Genomic DNA, 18,847 nt, shown 5'->3' on the forward strand with positions numbered 1-18,847 from the left:
TAAAATGGCACAGGTTTTCGACTGCATCTATGTGCACCACACGAAAAAGGCCCAGCAGATGCCGGGCCTTTTGAAAGTTATATCTGAGCAGCGTTTAAGCTGTTTCGAGTGCGCCTTCCAGCTCGATACGTTTGCCGGATTTGGTGTCAAACGTGTGAAGCTTTTCTGGCTTTGCTGTCACCTTCAGGATCTGGCCTGGTTCGAAGTGCAGCTTACCAGGAGCACGCACAACAACGTCAACGCTGCCTTCACCAATGGTGCCGTGAACGTAGCTCTCAGCGCCCACAGGCTCAACAACATGCACAGTCAGTGCAGTGTGCAGTCCGGAGTCGAACTTCTCGCTCAGCTCTTCGATGACCAGATCTTCCGGACGAACGCCGAGGATCAGGTCAGACAGATCTGTGTTTAGCTTCACGTCAACGGTTGCGCCATTGTCGAGCTTCCACTCATTGCCGCTCTTTGCCAGAGGCAGCAGGTTCATCGCAGGAGAGCCGATGAAGGTAGCAACGAATGTAGACGCTGGCTTTTCGTAGACATCAATCGGAGACCCGATCTGCTCTACAACACCGCCGCTGAGAACAACGAGGCGATCTGCCAGTGTCATTGCTTCAAGCTGATCGTGGGTCACGTACAGACTTGTGGTGCCTAGTTCTTTCTGAAGCTTCTTGATCTCCATGCGCATCTGCACACGCAGCTTTGCATCAAGGTTAGACAGAGGCTCATCAAACAGGAACGCGGCAGGTTCGCGAACAATCGCGCGACCCATTGCAACACGCTGGCGTTGACCACCGGAAAGCTGACGTGGCCGACGATCAAGGAAATCTCCGATTTCCAGAATTTCAGCCGCTTTGCGAACGCGCTTTTCGATCTCATCCTTAGGGATGCTGCGGTTTTTCAGGCCATACGCGAGGTTGCCGTAAACGGTCATGTGCGGATAGAGCGCATAGTTCTGGAACACCATTGCGATGTCACGATCAGCGGGCTCTACATTGTTGACCAGGCGATCCCCGATGAACAGCTCACCATCTGTGATGGTTTCCAGACCTGCCACCATGCGCAGCAGAGTGGACTTACCGCAACCGGAAGGGCCGACGAGAACAATGAACTCACCATCCTTAATGTCGATGGAGATGCCTTTTACCGCTTCTACGTTGCCTGCGTAGATTTTGCGAAGGGTATTAAGTTGAATGCCTGCCATTTTTATTTCTCGCTTTCCACGAGCCCTTTAACAAACCAAGACTGGAAGATCACCACGATCAGAACAGGTGGAAGCATTGCAAGTACTGCAAGCGCCATTGCCTGGTTCGTATCTGGGATCTGCGCACCAATCCACACCTGCAGAATCTGCTTCATACCACGCACCAGCGTGAAGAGGCTTTCATCTGTGGTGATGAGTGTTGGCCAGAGGTATTGGTTCCAACCAAACACGAACATGATGATGAAGATTGCAGCAATCATGGTCTTGGAGAGTGGAACAAGAATGTCGATGAAGAACTTCAGCGGTCCTGCACCATCGATACGCGCAGCTTCAACCAGCTCATCCGGAACGGACTTAAAGAACTGGCGGAAGTAGAAAGTGCCTGTTGCAGACGCAATCAATGGGATGATCAGGCCTGAATAGGTGTTCGCCATACCGAGGCCCTGTACGATCTCGTAGGAAGGCAGAATGCGCACTTCCAGAGGTAGCAGCAGGGTGGAGAAGATGATCCAGAAGAAGAACGTTCCAAGCGGGAAACGGAAATACACGATTGCGTAAGCCGCGAGCATGGAAATGATGATCTTACCGAAGGCAAAGCCGAGGCCGAGAACCAAAGAGTTCCACAGCATAGTCAGACCAGTCACAGACTTGGTAAAACCGCCAGCTTCTGTCAACACCTGCTTATAAGTGTCAACGAAATGGCCGCCTGGAGAGAGCTGCAGGCCATCTTTGTAAATGGATACAGCATCATGACTGGACGTCATGAGTGCGTAGACAACTGGCACCAGCATAAAGAGGGCGCCGAGAACGAGGATCACGTGATCCCAAAACTGTGAGCGTTTCATCTATCCCTCCTTAACTGTAGTGCACGCGACGTTCGATCATGCGGAATTGAACCACAGTGAGAGCGAACACGAGTATCATCAAGATCACAGACTGTGCTGAGGACCCACCAAGGTCGTTTCCGCGGAAGCCATCAAGGAACACCTTATAAACGAGCGTTACAGGGTTGTTGCCTGGCTCACCCTTAAGCACCAGATCGATAATACCGAATGTATCAAAGAGCGCGTAAGTGATGTTGATGATCAGCAGGAAGAAGCTGGTTGGAGCCAACAGTGGGAAAGTCACAGTCCAGAAGCGACGTGAAGAAGATCTACAATCAACCGCAGCTGCTTCCTGAACGGATTTTGGAACACTCTGGAGACCAGAGAGGAAGAAGATGAAGTTGATCGGAATTTGCTTCCAAACCGCAATCACGGTCATAGCAAATGCAGTATCAAAATAGTTCACACCGATCTGCATGTTCCAACCAAGGGCGTGGGCAAGATCGTTGAGTGGGCCAATGTGCTGGTCAAACAGCATCACGCCTACAAGGCCTGCGACGGGAGGGGCGATCGCATAAACCCACATGAGCAGAGTGCGGTATGTGGAGGCGCCTTTGATAACGTTGTCTGCTTTGACTGCCAGCAAAAGAGCAATGCTGAGAGAAAAGAATGTCACCGCAGCTGAGAAGATCAGCGTGAACCATGCAGTTCTGCTGTACTCGCTCGCGGAAACAACATCTTTAAAGTTGTCTAGGCCAACAAAGGTGGAGCCGAAGCCAAACGGGTCTTCAAGATAGAAAGACGCCCTGATTGCTTCTGCGGCTGGCCACAGAAAGAAGACGCCAACAATTGCCAACTGCGGAAGCAGCAGCATGTATGGCATCAATGGATGTGAGAATTGAACTCGTTTCATGGACTGGCCTGGTCGCTGTTTTCGTTGTGGTGGCCGGTTGCTTAGCAAGCCTGACCGCTTGTTCAGAAAAGCTCACTGCGCTCTTTGACGCATGGGAACATTCTATTTCCAAAACAACCTGAGACCGGAGACACTTAAAAGCGTCTCCGGTCTTAGCGAAAGTCTCAATGCTAAGTCTTAGTTAGACGTCTTAGCAAAGCGAGCCAGAAGCTTGTTAGCTTCGTCTTCGATGGTCTGGAATGCGTCGTCTACGGATTTGTCACCGGAGAAGATTTTACCGTATTCACGGTTCATCACGTCACGCACCTGAACGTAGAAGCCCATGCGGTAACCCTTGGTGTTGTCTCCACCTGGCAGTGTCAGCTGCTTGATGCCGATTTCAGCTGCAGGTACGCGGTCGTAGTACCCATCCTTAGTTGCCAGCTCATATGCAGCGTTGGTGATTGGCACGTAACCAGTTTCCTGGTGCCAGTAGTACTGCATTTCTGCGGAAGTCAGGAAGGAGTAGAAGTTCGCAACACAGTCGTTTTCTGCTTTTGGCTTACCGGACATTGCGAAGAGTGCAGCGCCACCGATGAAGGTGTTGGTGCCTGTTTCGCTAACAGAAGCCCAATGAGGCAGGTAGGTTGCGGAGAATTTGAAGTCTGTGGATTTTGTCAGGCCACCGAAGGAACCTGAAGAACCGAGCCACATTGCAGCGGAACCGTCCTGGAATACCTTCTGGTTGTCACCCCAGCCAGTGCCGTAGTAACCGAACAGCTCAGCGTCGAGCCAGCCTTTAACCTTTGTGAAGTGCATTTTGATCGCATCGTTGTTCACGAGGATCTTAGTGCCTTTCGCGCCGTCGTAACCGTTGTTGTTGGTTGCGAATGGCAGGTTGTGGCGGGACATGAAGTTTTCGGTGAAGATCCATGGCAGGTGTGACTGTGCCAAAGGAATATAACCAGCAGCCTTCAGCTTAGGAGCGATCGCTTCGAACTCTTCCCAAGTCTTAGGAGCTTCAACGCCTACTTTCGCCAGTGCTTCTACGTTGTAGTAGAGGATCGGGGTAGAGGAGTTGAACGGCATGCCGATCATTTTGCCAGCTGCGTCAGCGTAGAAGTAACGAACACCAGCAATGTAATCTTCGATGTTGAATTCAACACCAGCGTCTTTCAGAAGGTCTTCAGCTGGAACAACTGCGCCCTTTGCACCGATGATGGTAGCGGAACCTGCATCAAATACCTGAAGAATGTTTGGCTGTTCGCCAGCACGGAATGCCGCAATACCAGCAGTCAAGGTTTCTTCGTAGTTACCTTTATAGACTGGGGTCAGCTGACACGCGTCCTGAGACGCATTGTATTTGGTGGAGATTTCGTTGACAACTTCACCCAGACGGCCGCCCATTGCGTGCCACCAGTTGATTTCTGTCGCAGCGAAAGATGCTGTTGAAGACATTGCGAGTGCTGCAAAGGTTGCGACACCAGTTGCTTTACGAAGAGTCATTTTTGTTGCCCCCCATTGGGAAAGTTGAAAAAATCTAACATGCGAAGCGGAGTTAACACCTGATCCATCGCAGTGACGATCCATCCCCTACGCCTCATCTGCGATATCACTTAGGTGTTTCACACTAGGATGACAGTTTCTTGAAGTTTCGATGAATTGCAATTGGATCTTCGTTTTTTTTCATAATTATCATGAGATTGTCATGTTTCGGAAAAGTGAAACCGATCCAAGGCGACTGTTTTTTATGCAATATTTTCTGCCGTTCAGCATGATTGAAGTGTCTAAAATTGGAAGTTTTGTTTCGAAAAAATTCGATACGAAAGATTTCGAATGTTGAGCATTATGCAAAAATTTGTCGGCTAATCACTTGATATAAAGGAGAAATACCTAGACGGCGAATAAAATCTATTTTTGCGCCTTGCACGTTTCTGCGGATGAGCTGTCTTAATGCTTTAAGGCGCAGTTTTTCGAATGCGAAAGGCGCTCAAACTTATCCACAGGCGCACTGTGTGCAACTCACCGAATGCAACTTCTAATGCAAAAGTTTGCATGCTCGAAAAGATGAAATGTATTCGTTTCAATCAAATAGAGTCATCTAATCGCGTTTTGTGACAGCACTGAAGGCGCGAAACTTACGCTCCACGCCCCCAAGTTGAGCTTCTTCAGACTGAAGATATGCCCCAAACTAGTTGGAGGGTAGCAATACTGCATCGACCACATGGATAATTCCATTATCTGCAGGAATATCGGCGCTGATCACGTTTGCCTTGTCGACTGTCACACCTGACGATGTTTTTGAGACGGAAAGTGTCTTGTCTCCAGAACCCTTGATTGCCTTCACATGAATTGTCCGGCCTGGAAGGTCAGTGGACGCGAGCTTTCGTGGCAGGACATGATAGCTCAGGACCGCGATCAACTGATCCTTGTTCTCAGGCTTCAGCAACATTTCTACTGTTCCATCCGGAAGAGCAGCAAACGCTTCATCGGTCGGAGCAAAGACCGTCAGATTTTCACCGTTCGCTAATGCGCCGTCCAAACCAGCGGCCTGAGCTGCAGCGATAAGGGTGTTAAACTGCCCTGCCCCTTGAGCTACTTCTACAATAGTTCCTGCATTAGCACTCACTGATCCAGCAAGAACAAGCGAGCTTACAAAAGAAATCATAGATAAACGCATAGAACCCTCCACTCCCCAGAGATGTAAATCAGGGAATTACATTAGATTTGGCTGCGACATCCTGCCGCGCACAAGTTCTTATACTGACCGGAATTGAAGGCAGATCACTCTGATCTGAATTTTATTTTGTTTTCTCAAAAGCACGCAGCGCTTCATTTCGTGATTTTTTGAGGTCAACGATTGGCAACGGATACGTTTTTCCTAGGACAACGCCCGCATCTTGCAGGATGTCTTTGGGAGCTTCCCATGGTTTGTAGAGGTATTTGTCCGGCAGTTCTTTGAGCTCCGGGAGAAAGCGACGGGTGTAATCACCGTGGCCATCAAACTTCTCGCCCTGTAGCACGGGATTGAAGATACGGAAGTACGGGGCTGCATCTGCACCACAGCCAGCAATCCATTGCCAGCTTGCACAGTTGTTGGCGAGATCTGCATCCACCAGGCAATCCCAAAACCATGCCTCACCTGAGCGCCAATCCAGCAGCAGGTTCTTTACGAGGAACGAGCCGACGACCATCCGCAGGCGGTTATGCATATAACCGGTTTGCCACAACTCGCGCATACCTGCATCTACGATTGGGATACCCGTCTGCCCGTTTTGCCAAGCCAACAAGCGTTGGTCGTCAGAAACCCACTGAAAGCGATCGAATTTAGTATTGAGATTGTTTTGAGGAAGCGTTGGGTTATGGAACAGCAGGGAATAGGAGAACTCGCGCCAGCCTAACTCACTCCGGAAATGGTCAATGTCATGTGTCTCTTCGTGCATACTGAGCGCCCACCAGACTTGATTGGGCGAAATCTCTCCAAAATGCAGGTAAGGCGAAAGCCGTGAAGTATGCGTGAGAGCGGGAAAATTACGCCCCTCCTTGTAATTGGAGATGCCGTTTTCGAGAAACGAATAGAGCCTGTTTTGCGCCGCCTGCTCTCCATGCTCCCAACAGTTACTCAGTCGCACTGACCATGGACAGTTGTCGATCAGTCCCAGTTCATCAAGAGACAGCGCTCCATTTGTACTCACCTGATGTAACCGCATGGGTTCAGGGGTAGGTAAGGGCTTACGCGGCTCAGCCGCTTGCAGACAGCCTTTACGATAAAACGGAGTGAAGACTTTATATGGGTCACCATCTGGCTTTGCCACTTGCCATGGTTCCCAAAGAAGCGAACCGTTGAAGCTCTTAGCAGTTACGCCAATCTCTTCCAGATCAGACTTCAGCTGTGCATCATGTTCTATGCGCCAGGGCTCGTAGCATCTGTTCCAGAAAACGCCCGTCCCTTCCGTCTCCTGAAGAAGGTTCTTGATAATGACAGATGGGTCACCGCGCATTATCAACAGCTGCCCCTTCAAGCTTTTATTGAGAGCTTTTAAAGAATGGTGCAGCCAGTTCTGCGTCGCTCCACCATGTTCGCGCGCGCCTTTTTCACCGTCACTCAGGATGTAGAGTGGAATAACCGCGCCGGCCTCGCAGGCCGCAGTCAGAGCAGGATTATCACTCAAACGAAGATCCTGACGGAACCAATGGATAACAACGGGTGCAGTCATCGACAGCCTCTGCTCAAAAGAACCAGTTGCGGCAGATGTATAGCAATTTCCTTGCGTATCAATGGCGATAGAGCTTCAATTCTCATAGTGCGCAAACCGTCACTACCGCGAGATTGGCTCGATTTGTCAAACACGTTCCAAAACGACGTGAAGTCAGCCAAAAACGATGAGAGGACGATCAGGTATAATCTAAAAGCATTGTTGGGAGCTTTTTTGAAAGAGCCGGATATTCTTAGCTGAATTTTTGGCAAAAGGATTTTGGTGGAGCCTAGGAGGATCGAACTCCTGACCTCTTCGCTGCCAGCGAAGCGCTCTCCCAGCTGAGCTAAGGCCCCATACCATGCAGCATTTAAAACGGGCTTGGGTTGCCCTGCTGCGTAGTCTTTAAGGAAGGTATACATTTCTTGCGAAATGCCAGACATTCTTCGCAGAACATCAGACATTTTTTGCAAAATGTCTTTGGTGGAGCCTAGGAGGATCGAACTCCTGACCTCTTCGCTGCCAGCGAAGCGCTCTCCCAGCTGAGCTAAGGCCCCATCATTTCTTCCTTAGGCACTGAAACTTCAATGAAGTTTGTGTGCCGATGGAGGCGGAACATAGATGGGCCGCCCCCACATTTCAAGAGAATACTCTCTTAACAGCCTGCAGTTTCACAAGCTGTGGAAATTTTAGACTTCGTCGTCGTCGCGAGCCACAACGATGCCTGGTACGGCAGCGTCTTCATCATCTTCATCGTCGAGGAACACATCGGAGTCATCACCACTGATATCATCAGTGATAGTTTCATCTTCCAGCTCAGGAATATCTTCACCAGATGCTTCAGCGTCTGCTTCTTCCAGAGAAACCAGTTCTGCATCGTCTTTGACCAATGCTTCCTTAGCTTCTTCTTTCTGAACAGCTTTTACAGCCTTGGCTGTTTTTGCTGTCATGCCCAGATCAAACATGTCGCCGCACTTAGGACAGATGATCGGGTCACGTTTCAAATCGTAGTATTTAGCGCCACACGCCGCGCACAGGCGCTTGGTTCCGAGTTCCGGTCTTGCCACGGTTCTCACCTTTGTTTGTATCTCGTTGACGGCCCCCTTAGCCTCAGGTTGGCCATCATGTCAAAGATAAATCTTAGAAATCTACCCGAAGTCGTACATTCACTGCTGAAATTTCGCAATAGTTCAATGCGCCCTAGGGTGACTGTCTTTTTCTTCCGTGCTAGGAGGAACTAGTTTTTTAAGTCTCGCAACCCCGGAAATGAACATGTCCCATAATTCGTCACCGCAAATTGTGACCGCTCACAGCGGCTCTCCGCTCAATGGTCAAATCAAAGTTCCAGGTGACAAGTCTATCTCCCATCGTTCTCTGATGTTTGGCGCATTGGCGCTTGGCAAAACCACCATCTCTGGCCTTCTCGAATCAGAAGATGTGATTGGCACAGCAAATGCTATGAATGCGGTTGGTGCCAAGTGTGTTCGTCAGGAAGATGACACATGGACGGTTGAGGGTGTTGGACTGGGTAGCTTGCTTGAGCCGGAAGCTCCAATTGACTTTGGAAACGCGGGTACAGGCGTACGTCTGGCAATGGGTATTTTTGCGAGCCACCCGATTGCCGTCACCATGACTGGCGATGCCTCGCTGTCTGGACGCCCAATGGGCCGCGTCCTTAACCCGTTGCGTGAGATGGGTGTTCAGGTTGTTGCGCGTAACGGCGACCGTCTGCCAGCCTCTATCCGCGGCAGTGACACACCAATTCCAATCACTTACCGCGTGCCAATGGCATCTGCGCAGGTGAAATCCGCTGTGTTGCTGGCTGGTTTGAATACCGCTGGTACAACAACTGTTATCGAACCTGTTGCGACACGTGACCATACAGAGAAAATGCTGGTTGGTTTTGGCGCAGACCTGAAGGTTGAAGTGAACGAGAGCGGTGAGCGTATCATCACGCTGCAAGGCCAACCGAAGCTGCAGCCTCAGGATATTACGGTTCCTGGTGACCCGTCTTCAGCTGCCTTCCCGATTGTTGCTGCCCTGATCACACCGGGTTCTGATCTCACCGTTGAAGGTGTGCTTTTGAATGAGCTTCGCATTGGACTTATTACTAGTCTGCTTGAAATGGGCGCAGACATTACCATCTCGAATGAACGGGAAAGCGGCGGAGAAAAGATTGGCGATATTCACGCCAAGTATTCGCGATTAAAGGGTATTACGGTTCCAGCGGACCGAGCACCTTCCATGATTGATGAATATCCAATTCTTTCTGTTGCTGCTGCTTTTGCTCAAGGTGACACTGTCATGCTTGGTCTTGAAGAACTGCGTGTCAAAGAGTCAGACCGCCTGGCTGCTGTTGCACGTGGTTTGGAAGCAAACGGTATTCCGTGCGTTGAAAAACAGGACAGTCTGACTGTTACTGGTGGGGCAAACAATATTGGCGGTGGCACTGTTACAACACATCTGGATCACCGGATCGCAATGAGCTTCCTTATTCTGGGGCTCGCTGCACACAAGCCGGTTCAGGTCGATGATGCAGCGCCAATCGCGACAAGCTTCCCAACCTTCCTCTCCATGTTTGGTGAGCTGGGTGGCAAGCTTGAAAATAAAAATGAGGAAGCTGCATGATTATTGCTCTGGATGGACCAGCGGCATCTGGCAAGGGAACGCTCGCACGCCAGCTCGCTGCGCATTTTGGACTCCGCCATCTGGATACTGGTTTGACGTATCGTGCTGTCGCCGCTGCGCTGCTTGCGCGCGGCCTGCCACTTGGTGATGAAAACGTTGCAATCTCTGTCGCCCAGAACCTTGATCTGGGTAATTTGGATCGCAATCAGCTCTCTTCCCATGAAATTGGTGAGGCGGCCTCTCGCATTGCGGTTCTTTCTGGCTTGCGCGAGGAACTGGTGAGCCTTCAGCGTGCGTTTGCTGAGCAAGAGCCGGGCGCAGTCTTGGATGGCCGTGATATCGGGACTGTTGTATGCCCGGACGCGACCGCGAAACTGTTCATTACCGCCTCTCCGGCAGCCCGTGCAAAGCGCCGAACAGACGAGTTGAACGGCAAGGGAATTCCAGCAGATTTTAATGAAATCTTAGTGGATCTGGAGCGTCGCGACGAGCGCGATAGCACCAGAAAAGACTCTCCATTAAAACCCGCTGAAAATGCACACTTGCTTGATACGACAGAAATGGATATAGACTCCGCATTTCGTGCGGCTGTGGATATCGTCGAACGCGCCCGGAATTCAGCTGTTTCATAACAGCCTTCGGAGTTCGCGTTTGTTATATCAAGCGACTGTTACGATACCGAATTTGGACAAGTGTGACCGCTTTCGCCGGCCCACTTACTTGTAAGTGGTTGTTTTTCAACGCGAGTTGAAAACCGGGAGCCCTTGTCCTTTAGTGTTAACACAAACCCGCCGGCGAGCGCCATTCTTATGGCATCAGGAGATTTTATGGAAAATCAAAACTTTGCTGCTGAAGATTTTGCAGCTCTGTTGGAAGAATCCTTTGCGACTTCCGACCTTTTTGAAGGCACCGTTGTAAAAGGCATCGTTGTTGCTATCGAAAAAGACCTCGCAGTCATCGACGTAGGTCTTAAGGTTGAAGGTCGCGTTCCTATGAAGGAATTCGGCGCTAAAGGCCGTGACGGCGAAATGGCCGTTGGCGATGAAGTAGAAGTTTACCTTGAGCGCGTTGAAAACGCGATGGGTGAAGCTGTTCTGTCCCGCGACAAAGCTCGCCGCGAAGAAAGCTGGGTTCGCCTTGAAGTTGCTTTCGAAGCTGGTGAAAAAGTTACTGGTCAGATCTTCAACCAGGTTAAAGGTGGCTTCACCGTTGATCTGGACGGCGCAGTAGCATTCCTGCCACGCTCTCAGGTAGACATCCGTCCAGTACGCGACGTTACTCCTCTGATGCACACTCCACAGCCTTTCCAGATCCTGAAAATGGACAAGCGCCGTGGCAACATCGTTGTATCTCGTCGTACTGTTCTGGAAGAAACACGCGCTGAACAGCGTTCTGAACTCGTTCAGAGCCTGGAAGAAGGTCAGACCGTTGAGGGTGTTGTTAAGAACATCACCGACTACGGTGCATTCGTTGACCTTGGTGGCATCGATGGCCTCCTGCACGTTACCGACATTGCATGGCGTCGTATCAACCACCCAAGCGAAGTTCTGACAATCGGTCAGACCGTGAAGGTGCAGATCGTTCGTGTGAACCAGGAAACACACCGCATCAGCCTCGGCATGAAGCAGCTGGAAACCGATCCATGGGATGGCATCGAAGCCAAATACCCACTGGATTCCAAGTTCTCCGGTCGTGTTACCAACATCACCGACTACGGTGCATTTGTAGAACTGGAGCCAGGCATCGAAGGCCTGATCCACGTCTCCGAAATGTCCTGGACCAAAAAGAACGTACACCCGGGCAAAATCGTTTCTACTTCCCAGGAAGTTGAAGTGGTTATCCTTGAAGTGGACGCTTCCAAACGCCGTATCTCCCTGGGCCTCAAGCAGACTCTGCAGAACCCATGGGATGCATTCGCACAGCAGTACCCACTTAACGCCACCGTAGAAGGTGAAGTTAAGAACAAGACCGAATTCGGTCTGTTCATCGGTCTTGAAGGCGATGTTGACGGCATGGTTCACCTGTCCGATCTGGACTGGAACCGTCCGGGCGAGCAGGTCATCGAAGAGTACAAAAAGGGCGACGTTGTTAAAGCAGTCGTTCTTGACGTTGACGTTGAGAAAGAGCGTATCTCTCTCGGCATCAAACAGCTCGACGCTGATCCGTTTGAATCCGCTGGCGATGTTGTTCGTAAGGGCGCAATCGTTAAGTGTGAAGTGACTGAAATCAAAGACGGTGGTCTCGACGTTAAACTCGTAGACGGCGACCTCTCTGCATTCATCCGTCGCGCTGACTTGTCCCGTGAACGTGGTGAGCAGGATCCTACCCGCTTCAACGTTGGCGATGTGATCGAAGCTCGTATCACTCAGTTCGACAAGAAGACCCGCCGCGTTGGTGTATCCATCAAGGCACTTGAAATCGCTGAAGAAAAAGAAGCGGTTGCACAGTACGGTTCTTCTGACGCTTCCTCTTCTCTCGGCGACATCCTCGCTGCAGCTATGAAGAAGCAGAACGACGACGAATAAGATCTAGCAATAGATTTTGCGAGAAAGCCCGCTCAAATGAGCGGGCTTTTTTGTTGCGTTGATGAGTGCGTTCATTTGCGTTGTTTCGCATTCTTTTGCGCGCTTATGTTTGAAAAGAGCTTTGGAGCGTCCTGTTTCAGGGAGTTCTCCCTCTCGGCAGAGTTAGCCCCTGATCTTCTTCAGGGAGCTCATCAGGAATGCTCTCGGACCTTTTGGCATTGCAAGTACGATGCGCTTTGCTAAGGGGCGCAGGTTCTTGAGCCAGAGGCTGGCATAGAGTTGTCCTTTGAAGGAGAGCGGGCTGACGGCATCAAAGACACTGGCGACCTGTGAGGTCCATGTCATCTTGTAGCGGGAAGCTGGTTTTAGAAAATCGATCTTATCGATCCCAAGCGCAAAACACGCCTCGATGACGTCCATCTGGTGAAGTTTACCGGGACTGGATTGTTCGTAGTCCGGGTTCCAATCGGCCATGTAAGCGGAATAGCAGCCTTCGAACAGGAAGCCCCATTCGGTAGAGATTGGCAGATCACCGTGCTTCAGCTCAAAAGCGATGAGTTCGCAACCTTTGGCCTTGCCGTTGCTTAATGAGAGAAGGACATTCTGCAAGCCATCGCCTTCCAGAGCGCGCGATGAGTAACCCATGGCTTCGACCCAGTTCTCTCGCCCGTTTAGAGTTCGCAGAAGCATGATTTCGAGTTCCGGGTCTTCCTGCCGGATCACGCGGTGCGAAAGGCCTGCTGATTTGTGGAGGCGATTGCGTTGGTTGCGGATGGTTTTGCGGGAGCGGGCGGAGATGGACTTCAGATAGTCCTCAAAGCTATCCCACTGTTTCAGATCCAGCCATGGAGCGCCATCAGCCTCTCCGACCTCGGTAAAATGAGTGCTGGCGTACTCATAGAGTGCACCGCCCTCTCTGATCTGGCGGAGGTGGATCACATCTGCGCCAGCCTTTTGAAGGTGTGGCTTCAGGTAATCCAACACGGTAGCAGGGTTATAGCCGGGAGTTAGCAGTATCTCTGAGTACTGCTGAAAAGGCTCTCCTAAACCAGTCAGCGCTTTCAGGGACTTTTGCTTTTCAATGCGCAGCGGCAGAACCGCGATCAGGCTTTGCTGGTCGTAGACAGCGAAGATTTTGGCTGATTGGACCGATGCTGGATTTTCAAGCATCGCTATGGTCCAGGCATAGCTTTGAAAGACCGGGTTGCCTTTGGAGGCCTGCTCCAGCGGGTGCCATTGCTGCTGGAGTTCAGCTACCTCAACAGCAGACTGCAACACGCACACAGACGGGTTTTGAAGTGCTTTTGTTGCAGAACTCAGCTGCACAGAGGCGAGCTCGTTTGATGTGATAACATCTGCCTGCAACAAACTTCTCCCTTATCGATGCATAAAATGACTTTAATTAAAGCAGTTTGCGTATCTTTGTCCGAAAATCGGCGTCTACTTTTCGGCGATATGCTTTAAATGACTGAATCTCGTGGCTCTCGCCCTGGAGCACGTCGCGTTCATTCGCATTCACACACCGTGCTCTAACTCCTGATATTTATACATAGTTATTTTCAACCAGTTAAAAGTAGAAGTATTTTATAGAAATCTGAGCATTTGAATTTCTCACATTTCCGTTAGGGACCTCAGTTCTAGAAATATTGTCTCCTCCGCATGGTTTCTCTCAGGGTGATGACAAATCGTCACTTGATTTATTGCCCAGCAGAAAATGGAATAGTCCTGATTTAATTCAGGAGGGTTTCATGAGTGATTTGAAAGTTGCGCTGATTGTTGCTGGTGGCAGTGGTATGGGTGCTGCTGCTGCACGTAAGCTGGCAGAGGACGGTTATAAAGTCGCCATCCTCTCTTCCTCTGGCAAAGGCGAGAAGCTGGCTGAGGAACTTGGTGGTGTCGGTGTGACTGGCTCCAACCTTGAAACTGCGGACCTCCAACGTCTTGTTGATGTTGCGATGGAGAAGTGGGGCCGTATTGATACGGTTGTCAGCAGTGCTGGCCATGGGCCTAAAGGGCCGGTCCTTGAGCTCACCGATGAAGATTGGGCGAGAGGGATGGACTTCTATCTCATGAACGTGGTGCGGATCACCCGCATCGTTACCCCAATCATGGAAGCTCAGGGCAATGGCAGCTTCGTCAATATTTCCACCTATGCCTTGTTTGAGCCCGAGGAACTTTTCCCGACTTCCGGCGTGTTCAGAGCTGGCCTTGCTGCTTTTACCAAGTTGTTCGCAGACAAGTATGCTTCCTCAAACATTCGCATGAACAACGTGCTGCCGGGCTTTATTGACAGCTTGCCAGAGAAGGAAGAGCGCCGGGGTCGCATTCCAATGGGGCGTTATGGCACCTCGCAGGAAGTGGCTGATCTGATTGCTTTCCTTGCCGGAGACACCTCCAGCTACATGACCGGACAAAATATCCGAATTGATGGCGGAATTACGCGCTCAATTTAAGCTGGACAATTTTGCGAAGGCATCTGTCGCAATTTGCGGGATGCCCTTCTCTCTCGATTAATCGGAGAGATCTTAAACCTGCACGATCAGAAAGGGGCGGAAACGCCCCTTTTTTAACGCCACAACTCCTCCTCACCAGAAAGAAACAAAGCAAATTGTGTGATATGGAGCATTTACATGCGCTCAATTTTAATTAATGTAAATATTAATTCACTTTAATCAAAATAAACATAATAGATAAGCAATAGTAAATTGATGATAAGTTTTGATAACAACTTTTAATTTGCTATACACCACCTAAGATAGAGTCGGTTTTTGAAATTTTCTATTTCTGATTTCTATTTATCTTCAAGTAACATCTGTATATTACTTTACATGGCGAGCAAGAGAGTATCCCATTCTCTCAAACTCCACTGTGCTGTTTGTCTTGAAACATCGTTGAGGCCAATAACAAAAATAAGGTCCGGCAGCTTCAAGACTTCGGAATGCCCTAGCGGTCCGCCCGAAACCGCAGGGCTAACTGGAAACCCGTTTTACGCCGTCCTTGCAGCAATCGGCTTTGGGTTTCCAACAGCGCGCGGTGAACTATGCCCCTAGTTCTCGCGTCAAGAATTAAGATCACTGAACCTATCGGTTTTCAGAGCAATCGATAAAACAGTGGCCCAAAAAAGACGAAAAGTCCAACTGGCCCCATGGCCATACAGATCCCGTTCCGTTCTCAGCTCCCCCCCACCTCCTGATGAACGGAACGGATTTTTTATGCGATAAACATATGCTAGTTGCGACCATGCATTTATTTCGGGTATGACATTTCAAAAGGTGGCACTCCCCAGCCACGTCATTCAATCCGATAGGCAGCAAAAAACTAATGAAGAACTCTGCTAGCGAATGTCACGATATGACTCAGATCCGCGCAGAAATTGATCGTCTGGATTCCGAGCTGATTTCCCTGTTTGCAGAGCGCTGGACTTACATCACACGCGCCGCTGAAATCAAAAAACCAATTGGCCTGTCTGCCCGCATTGAAAGCCGGGTAGAGGAAGTTGCCAGCAACGTAAAAGCCCATGCCCGTGCGCATGGCCTGAATGCGCAGACCTATGAGACCATGTGGCGCGCACTGATGGAAAGTGCGATTGCGCACGAAGAAGACCTTATGGAAGCAGAGGAAAACGTAAAATAACATAGTATCGCCATTTTCTCTGGCATCTTAGTCGACTAGCATTACAACCAGAAATTTTCGGAGAATTAAGAGCCTACTTCCCCAAATTAACCGTTTGGCAGGGACAAAGCTTAATTTATGGTCGTGTTTTTACCGTCTGCAGAGAAAGAACACTTGGCTTATTCAAAAGCTTAGGTATTGTTTCCCTATAGTCGCTTAAATGAGTTTGACCGGGAAGACCCCATGAGTCTAGACAGTGACGTTCTTATTGATCGCAGACGCCTGAGACGTAAAGTTTCGTTCTGGCGCGTCGTTAGTTTTTTAGCACTTGCAGCTTTGCTGTTGTGGGGAGGCGCTGAGGCAACTGGCCTTGGTGAGCTTGCCCGTTCTGAAAAGCATATTGCTCGCATCGAAATCAACGGACCGATCACCTATGATCGCCGCCAGTTGGAGATGCTTGAAGCAATCGCAAAAGATGACACCGTGCAAGGCGTCATCGTCTCCATTAATTCTCCCGGTGGCACCACTTCCGGTGGTGAAGCGCTTTACAATGCGCTGCGCAAGATTGCTGAGAAGAAGCCTTTGACAGCGTCCATCACGACGCTTGGTGCTTCAGCTGCTTATCTTTCCGCAATTGCCAGTGATCACCTTGTTGCTCAATACACCTCTTTGACCGGTTCTATCGGTGTTCTCTTCCAGTATGGCAATGCAAAAGGGTTGCTCGAAAAGATTGGCGTTGAAATGGATGCGATTAAAAGCGCACCATTGAAAGCTGAGCCAAACTTTTATGAGCCAGCCACGCCTGAAGTGAAGGAAACTTTGCAGGAACTGATTGACGATACCTATATGTGGTTCGTTGGACTTGTTGCAGAACGCAGAGGCCTTTCTAAAGAGCGTGCACTTCAGCTGGCGAACGGTCAGGTTTACACCGGGCACCAGGCAAAAGACCTTGAACTGATCGATGAGATTGGTGGCGAGCAGGCCGCGCATCAGTGGCTTATTGACGAAAAAGGACTTTCCAGTGATTTGGAAATAATCGACTGGAAACCAGAATCAGACGAGCGGTCACTCCCGTTCCCTGCAAATTTATTAGGCTTTTTGGGTAGTGAGAACCAGAATTTGGTCATCTCACTTCTCAAAACAGCAAAAAGTGTCGTAGATTCAAGCCTACCGCTTGACGGTCTCGTGTCTGTTTGGCAGGCTCCGGATGCGGCAACAGTCTCAGCACTTGGGGGGGCAAAGCATGATTAAATCGGAATTAGTACAGACTATTGCGGAGCGTAATCCGCATCTCTATCAACGCGATGTAGAGAATATCGTAAACGCCATTCTTGATGAAGTTACTGAAGCGCTGATGCGCGGTGACCGCGTCGAGCTGCGTGGCTTTGGTGCGTTCTCAGTGAAGAACCGCCCGGCACGCGTTGGACGCAATCCAAGAACTGGCCAAAAAGTTGAAGTTGGCGAAAAGTTCGTTCCGTTCTTCAAAACCGGCAAAGAAATGCGCGAACGACTGAACGACGGTACGGATCACGGCGAAGACGACTGATCCTGGAGTAATACATTGGCTCGTTTCTTTCGGAATTTGCTGCTTATACCTATAGCAGCTCTACTTGTTGTCCTTGCGGTTGCGAACCGGCATTCCACGCTGATTTCGCTTAACCCCTTTAACCCAGAGGACCCGATGTTGACGTTCAACATCCCGGTTTTCTGGTTGCTGTTTGGCGCTGTTGGACTGGGCGTGATGCTTGGCGGAGTGGCGACCTGGATGCGACAAGGACGGTTTCGTAAAGAGGCTCGTGTTCAACGACGCGAAGCGAACCAACTGAAACATGAAGCGGATTCACTGCGTAAGGTGGCACAGGGTGACATTGCACCCGGTCTGCCATCACCAGACCATAAAAAAGCAGCCTAACCGCTTTATTACTCTGCCCTGACGTTTAACACGGGGATTGCGAATGCGGATCATCACAGCTCAGGACATTGAGGGGGTGATGAGCTTTCGCGATCTTCTTGAGACGCTGAGACGTGCATTTCGTGTTGGTGTGGTGGCCCCTTCCCCGCACACACAAAGAATTGCACGTCCAACCGGCCTTGATAACGGCTCTCTCACCATCTCTTCTGCATGGCATGACTTTGCGGCTCAAGACACTGTTGAGCGCGGGTTTATTGGCACGCGTCTGGAAAGTTGTCTTCCCACATCACTGGAGCATGATGCACCTGCTGTTGCTGGTGTGTATCTTTTGCAGTCTGGCAAAACGGGGACGCCGCTTGCGCTTCTGGATGGCAAAGCGCTCGTCAACTGGCGCACAGCTGCAACATCCGCGCTGGCCTCCTCGTATCTTTCGCGCGAAGACTCTTCCCGCTTGCTCATGGTGGGTGCTGGAAACCTTGCACCTTATCTGATTGATGCGCATGCTTCTGTCCGCCCCATCAAGGAGGTTCTGGTCTGGAACCGAAGCCCTGCTGCTGCTCAGCAGTTGGTGGTGCATATGCAGGGGCAACCTTTTAAGGTTTCAACGACAACGGATCTGGGCGGCGCTGTCAGAGGCGCAGATATTGTGTGCTGTGCGACGAGTGCGAACACGCCGATCATTCAAGGGGAATGGCTACAAGAGGGCACGCATCTGGATCTGGTTGGCTCCATGCATGCTGATCAGCGAGAATGCGATGATACGGCTATCTCACTGGCGCGGTTGTTTCTGGACAGCTATGACAACACACCAACAACCGCTGGTGATCTCAAAGAGCCGCTCGCTGATGGCGTTCTGAACTTGCAGGACATTGCGTCTGATCTGGCGGAGTTGTGTCAGGGCGACCGCGCAGGCCGGCGCTTTTACGAGCAAATCACGCTGTTTAAGTCAACGGGCACTGCTCTGGCTGATCTTGCCGTTGCCGGACACGTTTATCTGCGCGTTTAAAGCGTGTGGCGTGCAGGCGCGTAGCTCTAGTTCTTTATTGCGTGCGTAGTCTTG

General features: G+C 50.4%; 17 protein-coding genes and 2 tRNA genes. 9 read left to right on the forward strand and 10 right to left on the reverse strand.

What is annotated here, in order from left to right; all coding sequences use genetic code 11:
* Positions 1 to 94: 94 nt before the first annotated feature.
* From PsAD5_RS25990 to PsAD5_RS26035, 9 genes are all read right to left on the reverse strand, one after another.
* Positions 95 to 1,198 carry a sn-glycerol-3-phosphate import ATP-binding protein UgpC gene (locus tag PsAD5_RS25990; protein ID WP_057462727.1) on the reverse strand — a complete coding sequence of 368 codons (1,104 nt, stop codon included), beginning with the start codon at positions 1,196 to 1,198 and terminating at the stop codon, positions 95 to 97.
* A 2-nt stretch (positions 1,199 to 1,200) separates the two neighbouring features.
* Positions 1,201 to 2,043 (reverse strand): sn-glycerol-3-phosphate ABC transporter permease UgpE, encoded by an 843-nt coding sequence (gene ugpE, locus PsAD5_RS25995; RefSeq protein ID WP_057462726.1) that lies wholly within the window; start codon positions 2,041 to 2,043, stop codon positions 1,201 to 1,203.
* Positions 2,044 to 2,053: 10 nt separating this feature from the next.
* A complete protein-coding gene (locus PsAD5_RS26000; protein WP_057462725.1) occupies positions 2,054 to 2,935 on the reverse strand; it encodes an ABC transporter permease subunit in 882 nt (293 codons plus the stop codon).
* 177 nt (positions 2,936 to 3,112) lie between these two features.
* Positions 3,113 to 4,420, reverse strand: coding sequence for an extracellular solute-binding protein (locus PsAD5_RS26005; protein ID WP_063286516.1), 1,308 nt, complete (start codon positions 4,418 to 4,420; stop codon positions 3,113 to 3,115).
* A 685-nt stretch (positions 4,421 to 5,105) separates the two neighbouring features.
* Positions 5,106 to 5,594, reverse strand: coding sequence for a fasciclin domain-containing protein (locus PsAD5_RS26015; RefSeq protein WP_063294219.1), 489 nt, complete (start codon positions 5,592 to 5,594; stop codon positions 5,106 to 5,108).
* Positions 5,595 to 5,715: 121 nt separating this feature from the next.
* Entirely contained in the window at positions 5,716 to 7,131 is a 1,416-nt protein-coding gene (locus tag PsAD5_RS26020) for a cryptochrome/photolyase family protein (RefSeq protein WP_063294220.1), read from the reverse strand.
* A gap of 259 nt (positions 7,132 to 7,390) precedes the next feature.
* Positions 7,391 to 7,466, reverse strand: a tRNA-Ala gene (locus PsAD5_RS26025).
* Between the two features lie 125 nt (positions 7,467 to 7,591).
* Positions 7,592 to 7,667: transfer RNA gene (locus PsAD5_RS26030), tRNA-Ala, on the reverse strand.
* 132 nt (positions 7,668 to 7,799) lie between these two features.
* A complete protein-coding gene (locus PsAD5_RS26035; RefSeq protein WP_063286512.1) occupies positions 7,800 to 8,177 on the reverse strand; it encodes a TIGR02300 family protein in 378 nt (125 codons plus the stop codon).
* Positions 8,178 to 8,382: 205 nt separating this feature from the next.
* Here PsAD5_RS26035 and aroA point away from each other — a divergent pair, with 205 nt between their 5' ends.
* The 3 genes from aroA to rpsA all read left to right on the forward strand — a co-directional run bounded on the left by aroA (position 8,383) and on the right by rpsA (position 12,263).
* Positions 8,383 to 9,738: a 3-phosphoshikimate 1-carboxyvinyltransferase gene (aroA, locus tag PsAD5_RS26040; RefSeq protein WP_193757816.1), complete on the forward strand. Its 1,356-nt coding sequence runs from the start codon at positions 8,383 to 8,385 to the stop codon at positions 9,736 to 9,738.
* Positions 9,735 to 10,370, forward strand: coding sequence for a (d)CMP kinase (gene cmk, locus PsAD5_RS26045; protein ID WP_063286511.1), 636 nt, complete (start codon positions 9,735 to 9,737; stop codon positions 10,368 to 10,370). Before aroA ends, cmk begins: the two co-directional genes overlap by 4 nt.
* Positions 10,371 to 10,565: 195 nt before the next feature.
* Positions 10,566 to 12,263 carry a 30S ribosomal protein S1 gene (gene rpsA / locus PsAD5_RS26050; protein WP_063286510.1) on the forward strand — a complete coding sequence of 566 codons (1,698 nt, stop codon included), beginning with the start codon at positions 10,566 to 10,568 and terminating at the stop codon, positions 12,261 to 12,263.
* A gap of 162 nt (positions 12,264 to 12,425) precedes the next feature.
* Here the strand turns inward: rpsA and PsAD5_RS26055 are convergent, their stop codons facing one another.
* Positions 12,426 to 13,628, reverse strand: a complete 1,203-nt coding sequence (locus PsAD5_RS26055; RefSeq protein WP_208988843.1) for a GNAT family N-acetyltransferase — start codon at positions 13,626 to 13,628, stop codon at positions 12,426 to 12,428.
* A gap of 383 nt (positions 13,629 to 14,011) precedes the next feature.
* Here PsAD5_RS26055 and PsAD5_RS26060 point away from each other — a divergent pair, with 383 nt between their 5' ends.
* The 6 genes from PsAD5_RS26060 (at position 14,012) to PsAD5_RS26085 (ending at position 18,793) form a co-directional block, all read left to right on the forward strand.
* Entirely contained in the window at positions 14,012 to 14,716 is a 705-nt protein-coding gene (locus PsAD5_RS26060; RefSeq protein ID WP_063294222.1) for an SDR family oxidoreductase, read from the forward strand.
* Positions 14,717 to 15,584: 868 nt separating this feature from the next.
* Positions 15,585 to 15,896, forward strand: a complete 312-nt coding sequence (locus tag PsAD5_RS26065; protein ID WP_063294223.1) for a chorismate mutase — start codon at positions 15,585 to 15,587, stop codon at positions 15,894 to 15,896.
* A 222-nt stretch (positions 15,897 to 16,118) separates the two neighbouring features.
* Positions 16,119 to 17,126, forward strand: coding sequence for a signal peptide peptidase SppA (gene sppA, locus PsAD5_RS26070; protein ID WP_057462716.1), 1,008 nt, complete (start codon positions 16,119 to 16,121; stop codon positions 17,124 to 17,126).
* Positions 17,119 to 17,421: an integration host factor subunit beta gene (locus PsAD5_RS26075; RefSeq protein ID WP_057462715.1), complete on the forward strand. Its 303-nt coding sequence runs from the start codon at positions 17,119 to 17,121 to the stop codon at positions 17,419 to 17,421. The genes sppA and PsAD5_RS26075 overlap by 8 nt, the downstream gene beginning before the upstream one ends.
* A gap of 135 nt (positions 17,422 to 17,556) precedes the next feature.
* The gene (locus tag PsAD5_RS26080) at positions 17,557 to 17,787 is read left to right on the forward strand and encodes a LapA family protein (protein WP_057462714.1); all 231 of its coding nucleotides are present in this window, start codon (positions 17,557 to 17,559) and stop codon (positions 17,785 to 17,787) included.
* A 43-nt stretch (positions 17,788 to 17,830) separates the two neighbouring features.
* Positions 17,831 to 18,793 (forward strand): ornithine cyclodeaminase family protein, encoded by a 963-nt coding sequence (locus PsAD5_RS26085; RefSeq protein WP_063294224.1) that lies wholly within the window; start codon positions 17,831 to 17,833, stop codon positions 18,791 to 18,793.
* The last annotated feature ends 54 nt before the right edge of the window (positions 18,794 to 18,847 follow it).

It is taken from the genome of Pseudovibrio sp. Ad5, from assembly GCF_001623095.1.
Classification (GTDB): Bacteria; Pseudomonadota; Alphaproteobacteria; order Rhizobiales; family Stappiaceae; genus Pseudovibrio.

What these genes read in the sequence shown, in the direction of transcription:
- PsAD5_RS25990 (WP_057462727.1), bottom strand. Translation starts at nt 1,198, where the DNA reads ATGGCAGGCATTCAACTTAATACCCTTCGCAAAATCTACGCAGGCAAC.
- ugpE (WP_057462726.1), bottom strand. Translation starts at nt 2,043, where the DNA reads ATGAAACGCTCACAGTTTTGGGATCACGTGATCCTCGTTCTCGGCGCC.
- PsAD5_RS26000 (WP_057462725.1), bottom strand. Translation starts at nt 2,935, where the DNA reads ATGAAACGAGTTCAATTCTCACATCCATTGATGCCATACATGCTGCTG.
- PsAD5_RS26005 (WP_063286516.1), bottom strand. Translation starts at nt 4,420, where the DNA reads ATGACTCTTCGTAAAGCAACTGGTGTCGCAACCTTTGCAGCACTCGCA.
- PsAD5_RS26015 (WP_063294219.1), bottom strand. Translation starts at nt 5,594, where the DNA reads ATGCGTTTATCTATGATTTCTTTTGTAAGCTCGCTTGTTCTTGCTGGA.
- PsAD5_RS26020 (WP_063294220.1), bottom strand. Translation starts at nt 7,131, where the DNA reads ATGACTGCACCCGTTGTTATCCATTGGTTCCGTCAGGATCTTCGTTTG.
- aroA (WP_193757816.1), top strand. Translation starts at nt 8,383, where the DNA reads ATGTCCCATAATTCGTCACCGCAAATTGTGACCGCTCACAGCGGCTCT.
- cmk (WP_063286511.1), top strand. Translation starts at nt 9,735, where the DNA reads ATGATTATTGCTCTGGATGGACCAGCGGCATCTGGCAAGGGAACGCTC.
- rpsA (WP_063286510.1), top strand. Translation starts at nt 10,566, where the DNA reads ATGGAAAATCAAAACTTTGCTGCTGAAGATTTTGCAGCTCTGTTGGAA.
- PsAD5_RS26060 (WP_063294222.1), top strand. Translation starts at nt 14,012, where the DNA reads ATGAGTGATTTGAAAGTTGCGCTGATTGTTGCTGGTGGCAGTGGTATG.
- PsAD5_RS26065 (WP_063294223.1), top strand. Translation starts at nt 15,585, where the DNA reads ATGAAGAACTCTGCTAGCGAATGTCACGATATGACTCAGATCCGCGCA.
- sppA (WP_057462716.1), top strand. Translation starts at nt 16,119, where the DNA reads ATGAGTCTAGACAGTGACGTTCTTATTGATCGCAGACGCCTGAGACGT.
- PsAD5_RS26075 (WP_057462715.1), top strand. Translation starts at nt 17,119, where the DNA reads ATGATTAAATCGGAATTAGTACAGACTATTGCGGAGCGTAATCCGCAT.
- PsAD5_RS26080 (WP_057462714.1), top strand. Translation starts at nt 17,557, where the DNA reads ATGTTGACGTTCAACATCCCGGTTTTCTGGTTGCTGTTTGGCGCTGTT.
- PsAD5_RS26085 (WP_063294224.1), top strand. Translation starts at nt 17,831, where the DNA reads ATGCGGATCATCACAGCTCAGGACATTGAGGGGGTGATGAGCTTTCGC.